The 14,446-nt window shown below is 61.0% G+C and carries 18 protein-coding genes; 6 read left to right on the top strand and 12 right to left on the bottom strand.

Going from position 1 to position 14,446, the window contains the following annotated elements; genetic code table 11:
- Positions 1-9 precede the first annotated feature (9 nt).
- The gene (locus tag OXU50_02100; GenBank protein ID MDD9868676.1) at positions 10-804 is read right to left on the bottom strand and encodes an undecaprenyl-diphosphate phosphatase; all 795 of its coding nucleotides are present in this window, start codon (positions 802-804) and stop codon (positions 10-12) included.
- Positions 805-995: 191 nt separating this feature from the next.
- Here OXU50_02100 and OXU50_02095 point away from each other — a divergent pair, with 191 nt between their 5' ends.
- Entirely contained in the window at positions 996-1,745 is a 750-nt protein-coding gene (locus tag OXU50_02095; protein ID MDD9868675.1) for a pteridine reductase, read from the top strand.
- 49 nt (positions 1,746-1,794) lie between these two features.
- Here OXU50_02095 and OXU50_02090 read toward each other — a convergent pair whose 3' ends face one another.
- From OXU50_02090 to OXU50_02060, 7 genes are all read right to left on the bottom strand, one after another.
- Positions 1,795-2,160, bottom strand: a complete 366-nt coding sequence (locus OXU50_02090; protein MDD9868674.1) for a hypothetical protein — start codon at positions 2,158-2,160, stop codon at positions 1,795-1,797.
- Between the two features lie 170 nt (positions 2,161-2,330).
- Positions 2,331-2,831, bottom strand: a complete 501-nt coding sequence (gene folK, locus OXU50_02085) for a 2-amino-4-hydroxy-6-hydroxymethyldihydropteridine diphosphokinase (GenBank protein ID MDD9868673.1) — start codon at positions 2,829-2,831, stop codon at positions 2,331-2,333.
- Complete coding sequence (gene folB / locus OXU50_02080) at positions 2,828-3,193, bottom strand: dihydroneopterin aldolase (protein MDD9868672.1); 366 nt, start codon at positions 3,191-3,193, stop codon at positions 2,828-2,830. Before folB ends, folK begins: the two co-directional genes overlap by 4 nt.
- Positions 3,190-4,236, bottom strand: a complete 1,047-nt coding sequence (gene obgE, locus OXU50_02075; GenBank protein MDD9868671.1) for a GTPase ObgE — start codon at positions 4,234-4,236, stop codon at positions 3,190-3,192. The genes folB and obgE overlap by 4 nt, the downstream gene beginning before the upstream one ends.
- Positions 4,237-4,311: 75 nt before the next feature.
- A complete protein-coding gene (rpmA, locus tag OXU50_02070; protein MDD9868670.1) occupies positions 4,312-4,569 on the bottom strand; it encodes a 50S ribosomal protein L27 in 258 nt (85 codons plus the stop codon).
- 21 nt (positions 4,570-4,590) lie between these two features.
- Complete coding sequence (gene rplU, locus OXU50_02065; protein ID MDD9868669.1) at positions 4,591-4,902, bottom strand: 50S ribosomal protein L21; 312 nt, start codon at positions 4,900-4,902, stop codon at positions 4,591-4,593.
- A 22-nt stretch (positions 4,903-4,924) separates the two neighbouring features.
- The gene (locus OXU50_02060) at positions 4,925-5,242 is read right to left on the bottom strand and encodes a hypothetical protein (protein MDD9868668.1); all 318 of its coding nucleotides are present in this window, start codon (positions 5,240-5,242) and stop codon (positions 4,925-4,927) included.
- Between the two features lie 92 nt (positions 5,243-5,334).
- On the opposite strand from OXU50_02060, the gene OXU50_02055 reads away from it, so the two are divergent.
- The 5 genes from OXU50_02055 to OXU50_02035 all read left to right on the top strand — a co-directional run bounded on the left by OXU50_02055 (position 5,335) and on the right by OXU50_02035 (position 11,268).
- Positions 5,335-6,294, top strand: coding sequence for a polyprenyl synthetase family protein (locus OXU50_02055; protein ID MDD9868667.1), 960 nt, complete (start codon positions 5,335-5,337; stop codon positions 6,292-6,294).
- A 5-nt stretch (positions 6,295-6,299) separates the two neighbouring features.
- Positions 6,300-8,147, top strand: coding sequence for an ABC transporter ATP-binding protein/permease (locus OXU50_02050; GenBank protein MDD9868666.1), 1,848 nt, complete (start codon positions 6,300-6,302; stop codon positions 8,145-8,147).
- Positions 8,140-8,802: a DNA-3-methyladenine glycosylase 2 family protein gene (locus OXU50_02045; protein ID MDD9868665.1), complete on the top strand. Its 663-nt coding sequence runs from the start codon at positions 8,140-8,142 to the stop codon at positions 8,800-8,802. Before OXU50_02050 ends, OXU50_02045 begins: the two co-directional genes overlap by 8 nt.
- A 117-nt stretch (positions 8,803-8,919) precedes the next feature.
- Positions 8,920-9,945, top strand: coding sequence for a metal-dependent hydrolase (locus OXU50_02040; protein ID MDD9868664.1), 1,026 nt, complete (start codon positions 8,920-8,922; stop codon positions 9,943-9,945).
- A 150-nt stretch (positions 9,946-10,095) separates the two neighbouring features.
- Positions 10,096-11,268, top strand: coding sequence for a hypothetical protein (locus tag OXU50_02035; GenBank protein MDD9868663.1), 1,173 nt, complete (start codon positions 10,096-10,098; stop codon positions 11,266-11,268).
- Here the strand turns inward: OXU50_02035 and OXU50_02030 are convergent.
- Genes OXU50_02030 through OXU50_02015 form a run of 4 tightly spaced genes read right to left on the bottom strand, consistent with a single transcriptional unit; the run spans position 11,250 to position 14,241 of the window.
- The gene (locus OXU50_02030) at positions 11,250-11,705 is read right to left on the bottom strand and encodes a hypothetical protein (GenBank protein MDD9868662.1); all 456 of its coding nucleotides are present in this window, start codon (positions 11,703-11,705) and stop codon (positions 11,250-11,252) included. The two genes, OXU50_02035 and OXU50_02030, sit on opposite strands and share 19 nt — an antisense overlap.
- A 7-nt stretch (positions 11,706-11,712) precedes the next feature.
- The gene (locus tag OXU50_02025) at positions 11,713-13,596 is read right to left on the bottom strand and encodes a DEAD/DEAH box helicase family protein (protein MDD9868661.1); all 1,884 of its coding nucleotides are present in this window, start codon (positions 13,594-13,596) and stop codon (positions 11,713-11,715) included.
- Between the two features lie 45 nt (positions 13,597-13,641).
- Positions 13,642-13,980, bottom strand: a complete 339-nt coding sequence (locus OXU50_02020) for a hypothetical protein (GenBank protein ID MDD9868660.1) — start codon at positions 13,978-13,980, stop codon at positions 13,642-13,644.
- 60 nt (positions 13,981-14,040) lie between these two features.
- Positions 14,041-14,241 (bottom strand): hypothetical protein, encoded by a 201-nt coding sequence (locus OXU50_02015; protein ID MDD9868659.1) that lies wholly within the window; start codon positions 14,239-14,241, stop codon positions 14,041-14,043.
- Between the last annotated feature and the right edge of the window lie 205 nt (positions 14,242-14,446).

Below are 14,446 nucleotides of genomic sequence, written 5' to 3'. Positions count from 1 at the left end.
CCGGCGCGCTTACAGCAGCATGAGGCCGAACAGCAGCGCGCCGAGCAGCAGCCGGTACAGCACAAAAGGCAGCAGGCCGATTTTCTCGACAAAGCGGATGAACAGCCGTATCGTCGCCAGCGCGAACAGCGCCGACACCGCGAACCCCGCCGCCAGCGGCGCCGCCGCCACCGCCTCAATATGAACGCCTTGCGCCAGTTGCAGCGCTTGCAGCGCGGCGGCGGCGAGGATGACCGGTATCGCCAGCAGAAACGAGAACTGCGCGGCCTGCGCGCGCGCCAGCCCCAGCAGCAGCCCGGCGGTGATGACAACGCCGGCGCGCGACGCGCCCGGCACCAGCGCCAGTGCCTGCGCCAGCCCGATCCACACGGCGCCGGCCAGCGTCACCCCGCGCACGCCGCCGGTGCGCCTTGCGTCGGCCAGCCACAGCGCCAGCGCGAAGCCGACGGTGGCCGCGGCGATGACCGGCGTTGTGCGAAGGTGCGCCCTGACCAGCGGCTCAAACCACCAGCCCGCAACCAGCACCGGCAGCGACGCGACGGCGACGGCGGCCAGCAGGCGGAGGTTTTCATCGTCGCGCGGCGCGCGCGGCAGGCACGCGCGCAGCATCGCCGCCAGTTGCCGCCGGCAGTGGACGACAACCGCGCACAGCGTGCCGGCGTGAACCGTGATGTCGAAGGCAAGGTGTTCGCCGCGCCAGTTCAGCCAGTCGCGCACCAGCACCAGGTGCGCCGAACTCGACACCGGCAGGAATTCGGTGACGCCCTGCACGAGGGCCAGAACAACGCTTTGAAAAATATCCATCGGTGGCGCGCGGCGGCGGTATCGGACGCCGAGTATAACAGCACGCCGCGCGGCGCGACCGGCGTCGCGGCGGCGGCGCGCGTGCGCTGCGGTATCGTTGCGTTGGTTTGCGGTGAACAGGTTTGACGGCGCCGATTGCCGGCGGCGCGCGTGCGTTGCGGTATCATTGCGCCGGTTTGCGGTGAACGGATTTGACGACGGATAACCACAAGGCGGCGCTGATTACCGGCGGTGCGCGGCGCATCGGCGCCTGCATTGCGCGGGCTTTGCACGGCGCCGGTTTCAATGTCGCGCTGCATTGCCGCCGCTCGCAGTCCGACGCGCGCGCGCTGGCGGACGAATTGAACGCCGCGCGGCGTGATTCGGCCTGCGTGCTGGCCGCCGATTTGCGCGACGCGGCGGCGGTGCGCGAACTGGCGCGCGCGGCGTGCGCGCGCTGGCGGCGTCTTGACGCGCTCGTCAACAACGCCTCGGTGTTCTTCGAGACCCCGCTCGCGGCTGCCGACGACGCGCGCATGGACGAACTCATCGGCGTCAACCTGAAGGCGCCGCTGCTGCTGGCCGGGGAACTGGCGCAGGAACTGGCGCGCCGCGAAGGCTGCATCGTCAACCTGACCGACTTCTACGCCTCGCAGCCGCTGAAAAACCACGCCGCGTATTGCGCGACGCAGGCGGCGCTGGCGATGCTGACGCGCTCGCTCGCGCTGGAACTGGCGCCGCGGGTGCGCTGCAACGCCGTCGCGCCCGGCGCCATTCTGTGGCCCGAAGACGGCGGCGCCGGCGACGACGACGCGCGCCGCCGCGCCGTCTTGCAGCGCACCGCGCTGGCGCGCACCGGCGAACCCGCCGATGTGGCGGAAACGGTGTTGTTTCTGGTGACCTCCGCCGCTTATATCACCGGCGAGACGATTGCAGTGGACGGCGGGCGGGCGCCCGCCTGACATCGCGGCGCCGGTGCATGACCCGGCGCCGCTTCGCAAACGGGAGGACCTACTCTTCCCTGTTGGCTTCGGTGACTTTCACGCCGACGACGGTGGCGACGGTGCCGACGACAAACGCGGCGCTGATGGCGATGCCGATGGAGATGAAAATCTCGCCGCCCGACACCTGGGCCAGTTGCTCGTCGTCGAGTTTCATGTCGGCCAGCACATCGTAGTCCGGCACGCAGATATGCAGCGTGTCTTCGGTGTTTTGCACCGCGCGCACCGTGACCGCCACTCCGCTGCCGTTCAGCGCCGTCTGCGGGTTGTCCCTGACGGTTTGCAGCAGCGTCTGGTCGTCCGCGTATTTCGCCGCCAGCAGCGCCGAGACAATCTCGTTGGTGGCCGGCAGTTCAGTTGCTGTCTGTGTTCTCATCATGTTTCTCCTTTGTCAGTGGATTGCGGCCATTATAACGCCGGCGGCGCGCTTCGGGGCCACTGACAAAGGTTGTTGAACGGACGACGGCGCCTGTTTTTGCGCTGTTGGCGCGCCTTTTGTGCACTGTTCGCGCACCGCGGGCGCGCCGCCGGTGCGCCGCCGATGAGTTATCCGTCCGGCGGCAGCGCCATCGGCACGCGCGTCAGCCGGTGGCGCGTCTTGTCAAAGCGCTCCCACAGTTCGGCGCAGGTTTTTTTCAGCACCGGGTGGACGACGCCGCCGCCGATTTCGGCCAGCGGCCCCAGCACGAAGGCGTGTTCGGCGATTTCGGCGCGCGGCAGTTGCAGGCCGCCGTCCTCGATGACGAGGTCGCCGTGCAGAATCTGGTCGAGGTCGAGTTGGCGCGACTCAAAACGGTTGGCGCCGCGCACGCGGCCATGCTCTTTTTCAATTCGGCGCAGGATTTTCTCGATCGCCAGCGGCGGCATCGCGGTCTCGAACGACGCCGCCAGGTTGTAGAAGTCGCCGCCGTTGAAGCCGAACGCCGCCGACTGATAGACCGACGACAGCGTCAGCGGGCTGAACACCCGGCGCAGCGCGGCGACGCACGAGGCGATGTTCTTCTCCTTGTCTATGTTGCTGCCGATGCTCAGAAACACGCGGTTCATCGGCGTTTCCCGCGCTCGATGGCGACGCCGACGCTGCGCGAACCGCGCACCGCGCCCGGCTTGCGCAGCGTCAGCCGCAGCCAGCGGATGCCGAATTCGCGCATCAGTTCTTCGGCGAGTCGGTGCGCCAGCGTCTCGACCAGCGCGCAGCGGCTTGCGGCGATGAATTCCTGCGTGTGCTTCGCCACCGCCTTGTAGTCGAGCGTGTCCTCGATGCGGTCGGACGCGGCGGCGGCTTCGGCGTCGGCGGCCATCTCAAGGTCTATGCGAAGCGTCTGCTCAATCTGCTGCTCCCAGTCGAAAATGCCGACGGTGGCGCGCACTTCAAGGCCGGTCAGCAGGATGGTGTCCGCCGCCGTCATGCGACCGCCGCCGCCGTCGCCGGCGCCTCCGCAATGCCGGCGCGCAGGCGACGCGTGATGGCGCGCGTCAATTCGCCGAGGCCCTCGCCCGACACCGCCGATATCTTGAACCATGGCCGCCGCCAGTTGAGTTCGGCGACCAGTTGCCGGCAGCGTTCGTCGCCCTCGGCGGGCGTCGCCGTGTCGGCGCGGGTGCAGACCAGCCAGCGCTCCTTGCCAATCAGCGCGGCGTCAAAGCGTTCCATCTCCTTTTCCAGCGAGCGCACCAGGCGTTTGCCCGCCGCCGCCGGTTCACCGCCGCCGATGTCCACCAGATGCAGCAGCAGGCGCGTTCGCTGCAAGTGTTTCAGAAACTGCGTGCCGAGGCCGACGCCGTCGGCGGCGCCCTCAATCAGGCCGGGAATGTCGGCGATGACAAAACTGTCGTAGTCGCCGGTCTTGACGACGCCGAGCACCGGATAAAGCGTTGTGAACGGGTAGTCGGCGATTTTCGGGTGCGCCGCGCTGACCGCCGCCACCAGCGTGGATTTGCCGACATTGGGCGGCCCCACCAGGCCGACATCGGCCAGCAGTTTCAACTCCAGCCGCAGCGTGCGGCACTCGCCCTTGCCGCCCGGCGTCGAGCGCCGCGGCGCCTGGTTGGTCGAGGACTTGAAGCGGGTGTTGCCGAGGCCGCGGGCGCCGCCTTTGGCGACCAGCAGGCGCCGGCCGGGCTGCGTGATGTCGCCAATCAACTCGGCGGTTTCGGTGTTGTGCACGGCGGTGCCGGGCGGCACGCGCAGCAGCAGGTCTTCGCCATTGGCGCCGGTGCGGTTGCCGCCGCGCCCCGGGCGCCCGTTGCCGGCGCGGAACAGGCGGCGGTTGCGGAAGTCCACCAGCGTGTTGAGGTTTTCGTCGCCCGTCAGCCAGACGCCGCCGCCGTCGCCGCCGTCGCCGCCGTCGGGGCCGCCGTGCGGCAGCGAACGCGCGCGGTGAAAACTGACGCAGCCGCCGCCGCCGTCACCGGCCATGATGGTGATTTCAGTCTCGTCAACGAATTTCATGATGTGCCGTGCGCCGCTGTGTGCGCCGCCGGTGGCGGACGATGGCCGGGCGCTGCCGGCGGGGAAGGGCCGCCGTCAGGCGGGGACGACGCTGACGGTGCGCCTGCGCCGCGCGCCTTTGCGCGCGAACACGACGGCGCCCGCCGTCAGCGCGAACAGCGTGTGGTCGCGCCCGCAGCCGACATTGGCGCCGGCGTGGAAGTGGGTGCCGCGCTGGCGCACGAGGATGTTGCCGGCCCGCACCGTCTCGCCGCCGAATTTCTTGACGCCGAGGCGTTTCGATTCGGAATCCCTGCCGTTGCGCGTGCTGCCGCCCGCTTTCTTGTGCGCCATGCCGTTCTCCCCCGCAAGTCCTTACGGGTTGATGCCGGTGATTTCAACCGCGGTGAACGGCTGGCGGTGCCCAAGGCGGCGCAAATGGCGTTTGCGCCGCTTGAACCGGATGACGCGGATTTTTTCGTCGCGGCCATGGCGCACGACTTTCCCGGCGACGGCGCTGTTCTCAAGGTAGGGCGCGCCGATGTCGAGGTTGCCGTCGTTGTTCACCAGCAGCACCTTGTCGAAAACAACCGCCTTGCCTTCCTCCGTGCCGAGTTTCCCGACACGAATGACATCCCCCGGCGACACCTTGTATTGTCTGCCGCCGGTGGCGATGACCGCGTAAATCATCAGGGATGCTCCCGCGTCCTCACTCGGTGTGCGGCAGCGGAATGACGTAGGTGTTGTCGTCGTTCTTGTGGATGTTGAACTTGGTGCCCTCCATCCACGACAGGTCCGGCGCTTCCTTGCCAATTTGGCTGTAGAACGCGCGTATCTTGTCGGTGACGACTGTCAGGTTTTGCTTGTTCAGCCCGTCGTTCAGCAGCATTGCGCGAAGATCGGTGTCTGAATAGCACAGCAGGCCGATGATGCCCGAGATGGTCTCGCGCATGTCGGGCAACTGGTCGAAATCTATCTTCGGAAATTCCGCCTGTTGCTGTTCCTGTGTTTGTCCTTGTTCTGCCATTGGGTTTCTCCTCCTTGTTATCATAGGGTTGGTGGATGAACCGCCGATTATATCCATCCGGGCGGCAGATTCAAGCCCCCGGCGGAAAAACCATGGAAACGCAAATCACTGAAATTACATCACAAATCAGCGGCGAACTGGCGCAGGTGGACGCGCTGATAGAGCGCCGCCTGCATTCCGGCCTGCCGCTGGTCGGGGAATTGGGCGGCCATGTCACCGGCGGCGGCAAGCGCCTGCGCCCGGTGCTGGTGCTGCTGTCGGCGCTGGTCGGCGGCGGCGTGCGCCGCGGCCACCTGGAACTGGCGGCGGGCATCGAGTTCATCCACAGCGCGACGCTGCTGCACGACGATGTCGTGGACGACTCGGCGCTGCGCCGCGGCAGGCGGACGGCGCGCGACATCTGGGGCAACGCCGCCAGCGTGCTGGTCGGCGACTTTCTTTATTCGCGCGCGTTTCAGATGATCTGCGAAATCGGCCACGCCGGCCTGCCTGCGGCGCTGTCGCGCGCGACCAATGTCATCGCCGAGGGCGAGGTGCGGCAACTGGTCAACCTGCGCCGCGCCGACACCGGCGAGGACGAATACCTGCGCGTCATCGAGTGCAAGACCGCGGCGCTGTTCGAGGTCGCCTGCCGCGGCGGCGCGATGGTCGCCGGCGCCGGCGGCGAGGTGCTGGAATGCGCCGCCGGCTACGGGCTTAACACCGGGCTTGCGTTTCAACTGGTGGACGACCTGCTCGACTACACCGGCGCCGGCACCGGCAAGACCCGCGGCCAGGACCTGCGCGAGGGCAAGCCGACGCTGCCCTTCATTCACGCGCTCGCGCATTGCGGGCCGCGCGACGCCGACGCGCTGCGCGGCGCCTTCGGCGGCGACGACGGCCTCGACGCGGCGCTGGCGGTGTTTGAGGCCGCCGGTTCGCTCGACTACACGCGCGAGCGCGCGCGCCACTACGCCGCCCGCGCCCGCGAATGCCTGGCGCCGTTGGCGGCCTCGCCGGGCAAGGCGGCGCTTGAGGCGCTGGCCGGTTTCGTCGTCGAGCGCGAGCGCTGACGGTGATGGACGGCATCCGCAGCATGGCCAACTCGGCGCGCGTGATGTCGGCGCTGGTGCGGCGCACGCGCCGCCCGCACGGCGAACGCGCCGACTGGCGCAACCTGCGGCGGATACTGCCGTACCTGTGGGAATACCGCGGGCGCGTGGTGTTCGCGCTCACCTGCCTGGTGGTCGCCAAACTCGCGGTCATCGGCGTGCCGCTGGTACTGAAGGAAATCGTGGACGCGCTCGACACCGAGCGCGGGCGGGCGCTGGCGCTGCCGTTGGTGTTTCTCGCCGCCTACGGCGGTTTGCGCCTGGTCAGCGCGCTGTTCAACGAACTGCGCGACGCCGTGTTCGCGCGCGTGCGCTACCGCGCGATGCGGCGGCTGTCGCTGCGGGTGCTGTCGCACCTGCACCAATTGTCGCTGCGGTTTCACCTGGAGCGCGAGACCGGCGCCGTGTTCAGGGACCTGGAGCGCGGCACGCAGAGCGTCTCGACGATACTCAACTACCTCGCGTTTCACATCCTGCCGGTGACGGCGGAATTCGCGCTGGTCGCGTTGTATTTGTTCGGGCTTTACCCGGCGCATTTCGGCGCCGCGGTGTTCTCGACGGTCGCCGTCTATGTCGTCTTCACGGTGCTGTTCACGAACTGGCGCGTGCGTTTTCGCTACCGCATGAACGAACTTGATTCGCAGGCCAACCAGTTGGCGGTGGACAGCGTCATCAACTACGAGACCGTCAAGTATTTCAACAGCGAGGAGGCGGAATGCCGGCGCTACGGCGGCCTGCTGAAGGAATGGGAGCAGGCCGCGGTCATGAGCCAGACGACGATGTCGGCGCTGAACTTCGGCCAGGGTTTGATCATCGCCGCCGGTTTGACCGCGGTGATGTTCTTCGCCGCCACCGGCGTCATCGCCGGCGACATGACTTTGGGCGACTTGATACTGGTCAACACGATGATGCTGCAACTGTTCCTGCCGCTCGGCATGCTCGGCGTCGTCTATCGCGCGGTGCGCTACGCGCTGGCCGACATGGATTTGATCTTCCGCCTGCTCGACCAGCCGCGCGAGGTGCGCGACCGCGACGGCGCCGTTGAACTGCCCGAAGGCGCGTGCGATGTCGTGTTTGACAATGTCGGCTTTCATTACCGCGCCGGGCGCGAGATCATCGAGCGCGCGGATTTTTCGGTGCCCGCCGGCGGCAAGGTCGCCATCGTCGGCCCGTCCGGTTCCGGCAAGTCCACGCTGGCGAGGCTGCTGTTCCGCTTCTACGATGTGCAGCGCGGCGCCGTCCGCGTCGGCGGGCTGGATGTGCGCGACTGCACCCAGCACAGCCTGCGCCAACGCATCGGCATCGTGCCGCAGGACACGGTGCTGTTCAACCGCACGATTTACGACAACATACTCTACGGCAGGCCCGGCGCATCGCGCGAGGAGGTGCTGGCGGCGGCGCGCGCCGCCGACCTCGGCGATTTCATCGCGCGCCTGCCCGACGGCTGGGACACGCTGGTCGGCGAGCGCGGCCTGAAGTTGTCCGGCGGCGAGAAGCAGAAGGTCTCGATTGCGCGCGCGGTGCTGAAAAAGCCGTCCATCCTGGTGTTTGACGAGGCCACCTCAAGCCTTGACTCGCGCTCGGAGAAGGCGATATTGAAGGCGCTGGAACGGGCGTCGGCGGGCATCACAACGCTGGTCATCGCGCACCGGCTGTCCACCGTCGTCCACATCGGCCACATTCTGGTCATGGACCGCGGGCGCATCGTCGGCCAGGGCACGCACGAGCAACTGCTGGCCGAAGGCGGCCTCTACCGCATGTTCTGGAACCTGCAATCACGCCGCGCCGACGGCGCCGGGGCCGCCCGTGCCTGAGCGGCGCGGCAGCGGCAGGCGCCCGGCGTACTGGACGCGCGCGTGCGCCGAGTTGTCGCGGCGCGACCCGGTGATGGCGCGGCTGGTGCGCGAGTTTCGCGGCAGCGTTCTGCGCGGCGGCGGCGATGCGTTCGAGACCCTGTGCCGCGCGGTCGTCGGCCAGCAGATTTCATTGCAGGCCGCCGACAGCGTGTGGCGCAACCTGCTGGCGCATTTCGGCGACGAGATGATGCCGCACCGGATACACCGCTGCCATCTCGGCACGCTGCGCCGCTGCGGCCTGTCGCAGAACAAGGCGCGCTGCCTGAAAAACATCGCGCAGTTTTTCGTCCACCGCCGCGTCACGCCGCGCTACTGGCGAAGGCCGTTGGACGAGACGCGCGCCGCGCTGCTGTCCATCACCGGCATCGGCCCGTGGACTTTCGAGATGTTCGCGATTTTCTACCTGAAGCATCCGGATGTGCTGCCGCTCGGCGACCTCGGCCTTGTCAACGCGATGGAGCAACAGTACAACGGCGGGCGCCGGCTGGCCGACGCGCGCCTGCGGACGATTGCCGCGCGCTGGGAGCCGTGGCGCACCGTCGCGACCTGGTATCTGTGGCGCAGCATTGACCCGGAGCCGGTTGTGTACCCGGGGCCGGCGGCGGACGCTTGAGATGGATTCGGTAACGCAGGCAGCGCTGGGCGCGGTCGTCGGCGAGGCGGTTGCCTGAGATGAACCCGGTAACGCAGACGATGTTGAGTGCGATTGTCGGCAGGGTGGACGCCTGAGATGGACTCGGTAACGCAGGCGGCGCTGGGCGCGGTCGTCGGCGAGGCGGTTGCCGGGCGGCGCATCGGCAATCGCGCGCTGCTGCTGGGCGCTGTCGCCGGCACGCTGCCGGATCTTGATTTGCTGGCGTCGTTCTTTGCCGGCGATGTCGAGCGCTTCACCGGGCACCGCGCGCTGACTCATTCGCTGGTCGCGGCGCCGTTCGCGGCGTGGCTGCTGGCAGCGTTTTGCGCGCGTTTTCTGCCGCGCGCGGGGCTGGCGCGCAGGCAGTGGCTGCATCTGCTGCTGTGGTGTTTCGTGACGCACATCGTCGTGGACTTGTGCACCGTGTACGGCACGCAGATTCTGTACCCGCTGAGCGACCACCCGTTCGCGCTGTCGAGTCTGTTCATCATTGATCCGTTCTACACGCTGCCGCTGCTGGCCGCGATTGCCTGGATGCTGATGGTGCGCCGCGCGCCCGGCACGCGGCGGCGCGCGACGCGCGCGGCGCTGGCGCTCAGCACCGCTTATCTGGTTGCGGGGCTGGCGCTGAAGGTGCACGCCGGGCAGGTGTTCGCCGACGCGCTCGCCGCGCGCGGCGTTGAGCACCGCGGCATCAAGACGATGAACATGCCGTTCAACATCGTGCTGTGGCGGGCGCTGGCCGTCACCGACGACGGCCATTGGCAGGGCTGGTATTCGGTGCTGTCGCCGGGCGCGCCGCCGGTGCTTGAGAAGACGCCGGCGCACCCCGAACGCGCGTCACTCGACGCGCTCGCCGCCGACAGCCCCGGACTGGCGCGGCTGATTGATTTCTCGCACGGCTATTATTTCTACGAGGAGCGCGACGACGGCGTGGACTGGATTGACCTGCGCATGGGCACCGGCGGCGTCTATTCGTTCCGCTTCCGCGTCGCCGAGCGCGAAGGCGAGCGTGAAGGCGGCGGCCTGCTGCCGGCGTCGCCGGTGCGCCGCCGCCCGATACAACGCCCGCCGCTTTCCACCGTCTGGACGGAACTGCGATCGCGTTTGCTGGCGCGCTGAACATTAATTGGTGGAGATATGGGAACGGCGCGTTACAATAATCAAGAAACACCAAACACCGTTCGCGCCAGCCTGTCTCCGATATGCAATGAATTGAAAATGGACAGGCATAGCCGATTATTTTGATAGCGTTCTGACAGCAACAAGGAGTTGAAAGAAATGAGACGAATGAATATGCATCCTTTTCCGGCTCGTATGGCACCCGAGCTTGCCAAGATGAAAATCAGCCGGCTTCCGGATGGCTCGAAAATACTTGATCCGATGTGCGGGTCAGGGACAACCTTGAGGCACGGCATTGATGCCGGACATAAAGTCTTTGGTTGGGATATTGATCCGCTTGCCGTCAAGATGTCCCGAATTTGGTGCAGCAGATTTGATACGAAAAAACTAAGGGAAAAAGCTTTGCAAATAAAGTCAGAAGTGGAAAAGAGGAGAAAAAGGAGATGTCGTTTCGCCAAATGCCCGGAAACACAAAATTTTGTGGAATACTGGTTTGCGCGAAGTCAAAGGGAAGACCTTAACAGGTTGTCTATTGTTATTGAGAAGCTTGTTCCCAAAGGCAGAACTCTTGACTTTTTTCATATTGCGTTGAGCAGGATTATTGTAACGAAGTTTAGAGGTGCGTCCCTGGCTTGGGATGTTTCACACAGCAGGCCTCACAAAAAGAAAGTAGAAAATGATTTTGACACTATTCTGGAATTTTTTAATTCTGTCGAACAGTTGATACAAATTATTGAAAGAGATCCGGCTAAAGCAGACGCCTCTGTTACAAATAAAGATTGCAGGGCAATCAAAACCAATGAGAAATTTGACGCGATAATTACCAGCCCCCCTTATTTGAATGCTATTGATTATATGCGAGGGCATAAATTCTCGCTTGTATGGATGGGATATACGATTCCCGAGCTAAGGCGTGTCAGGCAAAAGTCAATTGGGTCTGAGAAAGGGATTACAGAACTCATGGAAAATCCTGAAATTCAGGAAATATCCAGGGCTGTATGCAAAGGTAAGGCAGTTAGCCCGCGTATAAAAAGGTTCCTGTTTCGCTACATTGATGATTGTGACCGATTGCTGGGAAAACTTTCCGGCCATCTTGCGGAAACCGGAAAGCTCATTTTTGTAGTTGGCAATTCAATGCAGCGTGGAACAAAAATTTATAACGATAAAATTTTGTGTTTGTTCGCTAAAAAATATGGCTTGAAATTAGAAGAAAGGAAATCAAGGAGAATAGTGAATGGTGCCCGATATTTGCCCATCAGTCCGGATAACAAGATTGGCAACAGGATGAAAACAGAGATAGTTCTTCAGTTTTCCAAACACTGAAAGAAATCCTGAGAAAACCCCTTTTGTTTTTGCCGCTTAAGCTTTTTTCGACCGCCGACTGAGTACATTTTGTGTTTGCCACGCTTGACATGTATTGAAAGGGAACTCTCGACATTTTTCCTGTCGGCTAAATCTTTCAACTCGGCTTCACTCAGGATTAAAAATCCGTCCCAACCACAGACTAAAGCGACAAATGTCGCTTTTGGGGACTCACCAGACAGAAGTTCCAGTTCGGCCAAATTGTCCCCTGTAAATGAGAATACCCAGGGAGAACGACGGCTGGACGAGTGTTTGATGAGCAAACCAGTGTTTTGGTTGATTTGGAAACAATTGGCTATTCCATGTATATCCTTGCATTGAATATGCACACCCTCGGGTAAATGCGTAACCAAGGACCTTATAACAATTCCGTGATATCTCTCGTAATCTTTTGACATTGTATAATCACCTGTGCTTGCGATTTTCAATAAATCTAAGGGATTTTATGTCGTCACAATCATAGCGATAGAAAAGTCGGGCCTTGTTGTCGCTATTGTAGAATATCTTGAAATGATGGACTGCACCTCCCATCTTATCTCTGTTGAACTGACCCCAAAAACCTCTTGAGCGAAACACCTTTGAAAAGTCATCTCCTCTGGAGGAGTCTTCTTTATCATCGGCGATATTATGGGAAGGGTAGATGGCTATTCCTGCGCTCCCTCCGTCAAAGTGCTTTATAAAATTCAGCAAATGTTGCGGGAAACTTTCCTCTCCGAGATAGTCAGCGAACTTTTCCAAAACTGCAATATTTGTCAGCTTCTTTTCCGAAACTCCTTCCAACTTTTCTTCAACTTTTGCTTCAGAATAATCAAACAGCTCAAACGACATCTCACCTTTATTCGTTTGAAAAACATTGGATTTGTCTATGCTTGAAGGCGCGACGGCTGCTACTCTTTTATCGGTAATCCAGATGGGGGCATTCTCGTTTCTTGCACTATCAAGTGACAGCTTGTGATACACAAAGCACCGGTGCCAATCATTGTATAAATCTTCAGGAATAGACAATTCAAAATGTTCTAAATACTTTCCTCTTACCCCAAACATTCTGGCACGCTGGATATAAGTATCTTGCTGGATTTTATTTTTCACATCGCGTGTAAAATACATGGACAAAAGATTGTTGAATGTAACCCCTCGGGAAACAATATTTCCGCCAATAACGACAGTGAACAGGGATTTTGGATTACTCGCGCTTTCACCGTTTACGGTAACGTCCCTTTTAGAGTTTAGAACTATCAATTTATGTTGTGAAATATTACGAATTATAAATCGAGTCAAATCGTCTGGATTGGCATTTGGGTAACGTTTGCCGGCTTGCGTCCAAATTTCTTCAGCATAACGCGCATACTTTCTATTATTTTCGTCACACAAAATCTGGATGATCTTTTGCAGATTCTTGAAATCCTGCTGATGGTCATCTATCTTGCCACTGGTATGAACAAGCATGGAGTAATTTATATAATCAACAGTAGCTTGCTTGTGGTTTAAACAAGCACTGGCGACTAAGTATCTAAAAAATGCTTTCCTCACATACTCAGGATTATCGCCATCAATGGGCAGCAAACGGAGTGAGTAAGCACAGTCATCTTCAATAGGGAAAAAATCCTTTTGCCCTGTATATTTCGTATGAGGTTTAAACTCAATCCACTTTGTCGCAATGTTCCCAAAAGTATTGTTCACATCTAATCTGGCAGGGGTGGCTGTCACGCCGACGTAAAGACCATCGGAGCCCTTAAGTTTTTCGATGAGTTCATTAATTTTTGTTTGGGCATCTGCATTAATTTTGGCATTAGGTGATGCGTAATCAGCCTCATCGTCAATAATTATCACTTGGCCGAGATTGTCGAACTTGTCAATCAACTTCTCCAAGTCTCTCGCATTCTTCTTGCAAAACACAATATGGGATGAGTTTTTCAAGTCATAGTCTGGATCAAGTATCTCAGTGAAATTTTTAGGAGATGGTGCGAGGCCACTTGACTGAAATCTGCCAAGATTTTGGTCAAGCAAATCCACGCTGTCATTTAGCAAAAGAACAATAAATTTATGACCATCATCAGTCAATCTGGCTGACAAGCAAATCATCATCTCGGTTTTTCCGCTTTGCGGTTCGCCATATATAACGAAAGGTGCGGGGTTGTCGCTGGACAAATTCGAAGATGCTTTATTTACAGTGTCCTCGATGTTTGATGTCTCAAAACCTTTTGATTTCAAACGGTTCAACTGCGTCTGGTATTGTCCATCAAGAGCTCCTAAATTCGTGAAGTTCTTGATGTCAAAATGCTTGGTCATATCGTTCTCCATAAAGCAGTGGTGTGGTGTTGCCCAATAGCACTCTCATGCCTCGCCGTCGGCGTGTTCAAAGCGGGTTTGGGTCATGTCGCCGGTGATGTCTATCGTTACATGGCGAATGCCGGGCAGGCGTTTCAGGATGTAGGCGGCGGCGAGGCCGGCCATCTGCGGGTTTTTGTTGTGCCAGGCGGTCAGGATGCGGTCGGCGAGTATCTGGCAGCGCTGCGTCGCGTCCGGATTGTCCACCCAGCGCCTGCTCATCTGCCAGCCGCGGTCCATGTCGGCGTCGAGGCGGGCGAAGAAATCCTCGGCCTCGGCCAGCAATTCGTCGGGCACTTCGAGTTCGCGGGTCAGGTCGCCCGCCGTCACTTTCAGGCGCGTCACTTTGGTGCGGTGTGCGCGGATGCGATGTGCGCGTTCATGCGGCGTGCGCGCGCCTGCGGGTCAGCGCTTCGAGCCCACTTCGCCGTGGGCCTCGTCCACAATCTCCATCGCGAGTTTCGCATACTCCTCGCGGTAGTTGTCGAGGGGCGAGCCTTCGGACGGCGACAGGTACTCCTTCATCGAGACGCCGTCGCTTTGCTCTTTTTCCATGAACCGCTTCTGCATTTCCAGCATCTTGCGGATTTTTTCCTGCTTGGTCATGCCGCCGATTGTAGCATGGAGGCGGCGCGGTCGTCATGAATGGCGCGAATGCGCGACAACACCCGCCCGCCGCTCAGCCTGATTTGGCCTCGGCCTCGGCGGCGGCTTTCTTTTTCCGTTCTTCACGCGCCATCAGCCAGTCGGCAATCAGACCGGAAAAGATGGTGAGCATCACCGCCGCGACAAAAAGCACTATCAGAATATA

Source organism: Gammaproteobacteria bacterium, from assembly GCA_028817225.1.
In the GTDB taxonomy this organism is placed as follows: Bacteria; Pseudomonadota; Gammaproteobacteria; order Poriferisulfidales; family Oxydemutatoraceae; genus Oxydemutator.
Note: the sequence above shows the minus strand (reverse complement) of the source record. Positions and strands in the feature narration are given on the sequence as shown.

Coding starts and splice junctions, on each gene's coding strand:
- OXU50_02100 (MDD9868676.1), bottom strand. CDS start 804: ATGGATATTTTTCAAAGCGTTGTTCTGGCCCTCGTGCAGGGCGTCACC.
- OXU50_02090 (MDD9868674.1), bottom strand. CDS start 2,160: ATGAGAACACAGACAGCAACTGAACTGCCGGCCACCAACGAGATTGTC.
- folK (MDD9868673.1), bottom strand. CDS start 2,831: ATGAACCGCGTGTTTCTGAGCATCGGCAGCAACATAGACAAGGAGAAG.
- folB (MDD9868672.1), bottom strand. CDS start 3,193: ATGACGGCGGCGGACACCATCCTGCTGACCGGCCTTGAAGTGCGCGCC.
- obgE (MDD9868671.1), bottom strand. CDS start 4,236: ATGAAATTCGTTGACGAGACTGAAATCACCATCATGGCCGGTGACGGC.
- rpmA (MDD9868670.1), bottom strand. CDS start 4,569: ATGGCGCACAAGAAAGCGGGCGGCAGCACGCGCAACGGCAGGGATTCC.
- OXU50_02060 (MDD9868668.1), bottom strand. CDS start 5,242: ATGGCAGAACAAGGACAAACACAGGAACAGCAACAGGCGGAATTTCCG.
- OXU50_02055 (MDD9868667.1), top strand. CDS start 5,335: ATGGAAACGCAAATCACTGAAATTACATCACAAATCAGCGGCGAACTG.
- OXU50_02050 (MDD9868666.1), top strand. CDS start 6,300: ATGGACGGCATCCGCAGCATGGCCAACTCGGCGCGCGTGATGTCGGCG.
- OXU50_02040 (MDD9868664.1), top strand. CDS start 8,920: ATGGACTCGGTAACGCAGGCGGCGCTGGGCGCGGTCGTCGGCGAGGCG.
- OXU50_02030 (MDD9868662.1), bottom strand. CDS start 11,705: ATGTCAAAAGATTACGAGAGATATCACGGAATTGTTATAAGGTCCTTG.
- OXU50_02025 (MDD9868661.1), bottom strand. CDS start 13,596: ATGACCAAGCATTTTGACATCAAGAACTTCACGAATTTAGGAGCTCTT.
- OXU50_02015 (MDD9868659.1), bottom strand. CDS start 14,241: ATGACCAAGCAGGAAAAAATCCGCAAGATGCTGGAAATGCAGAAGCGG.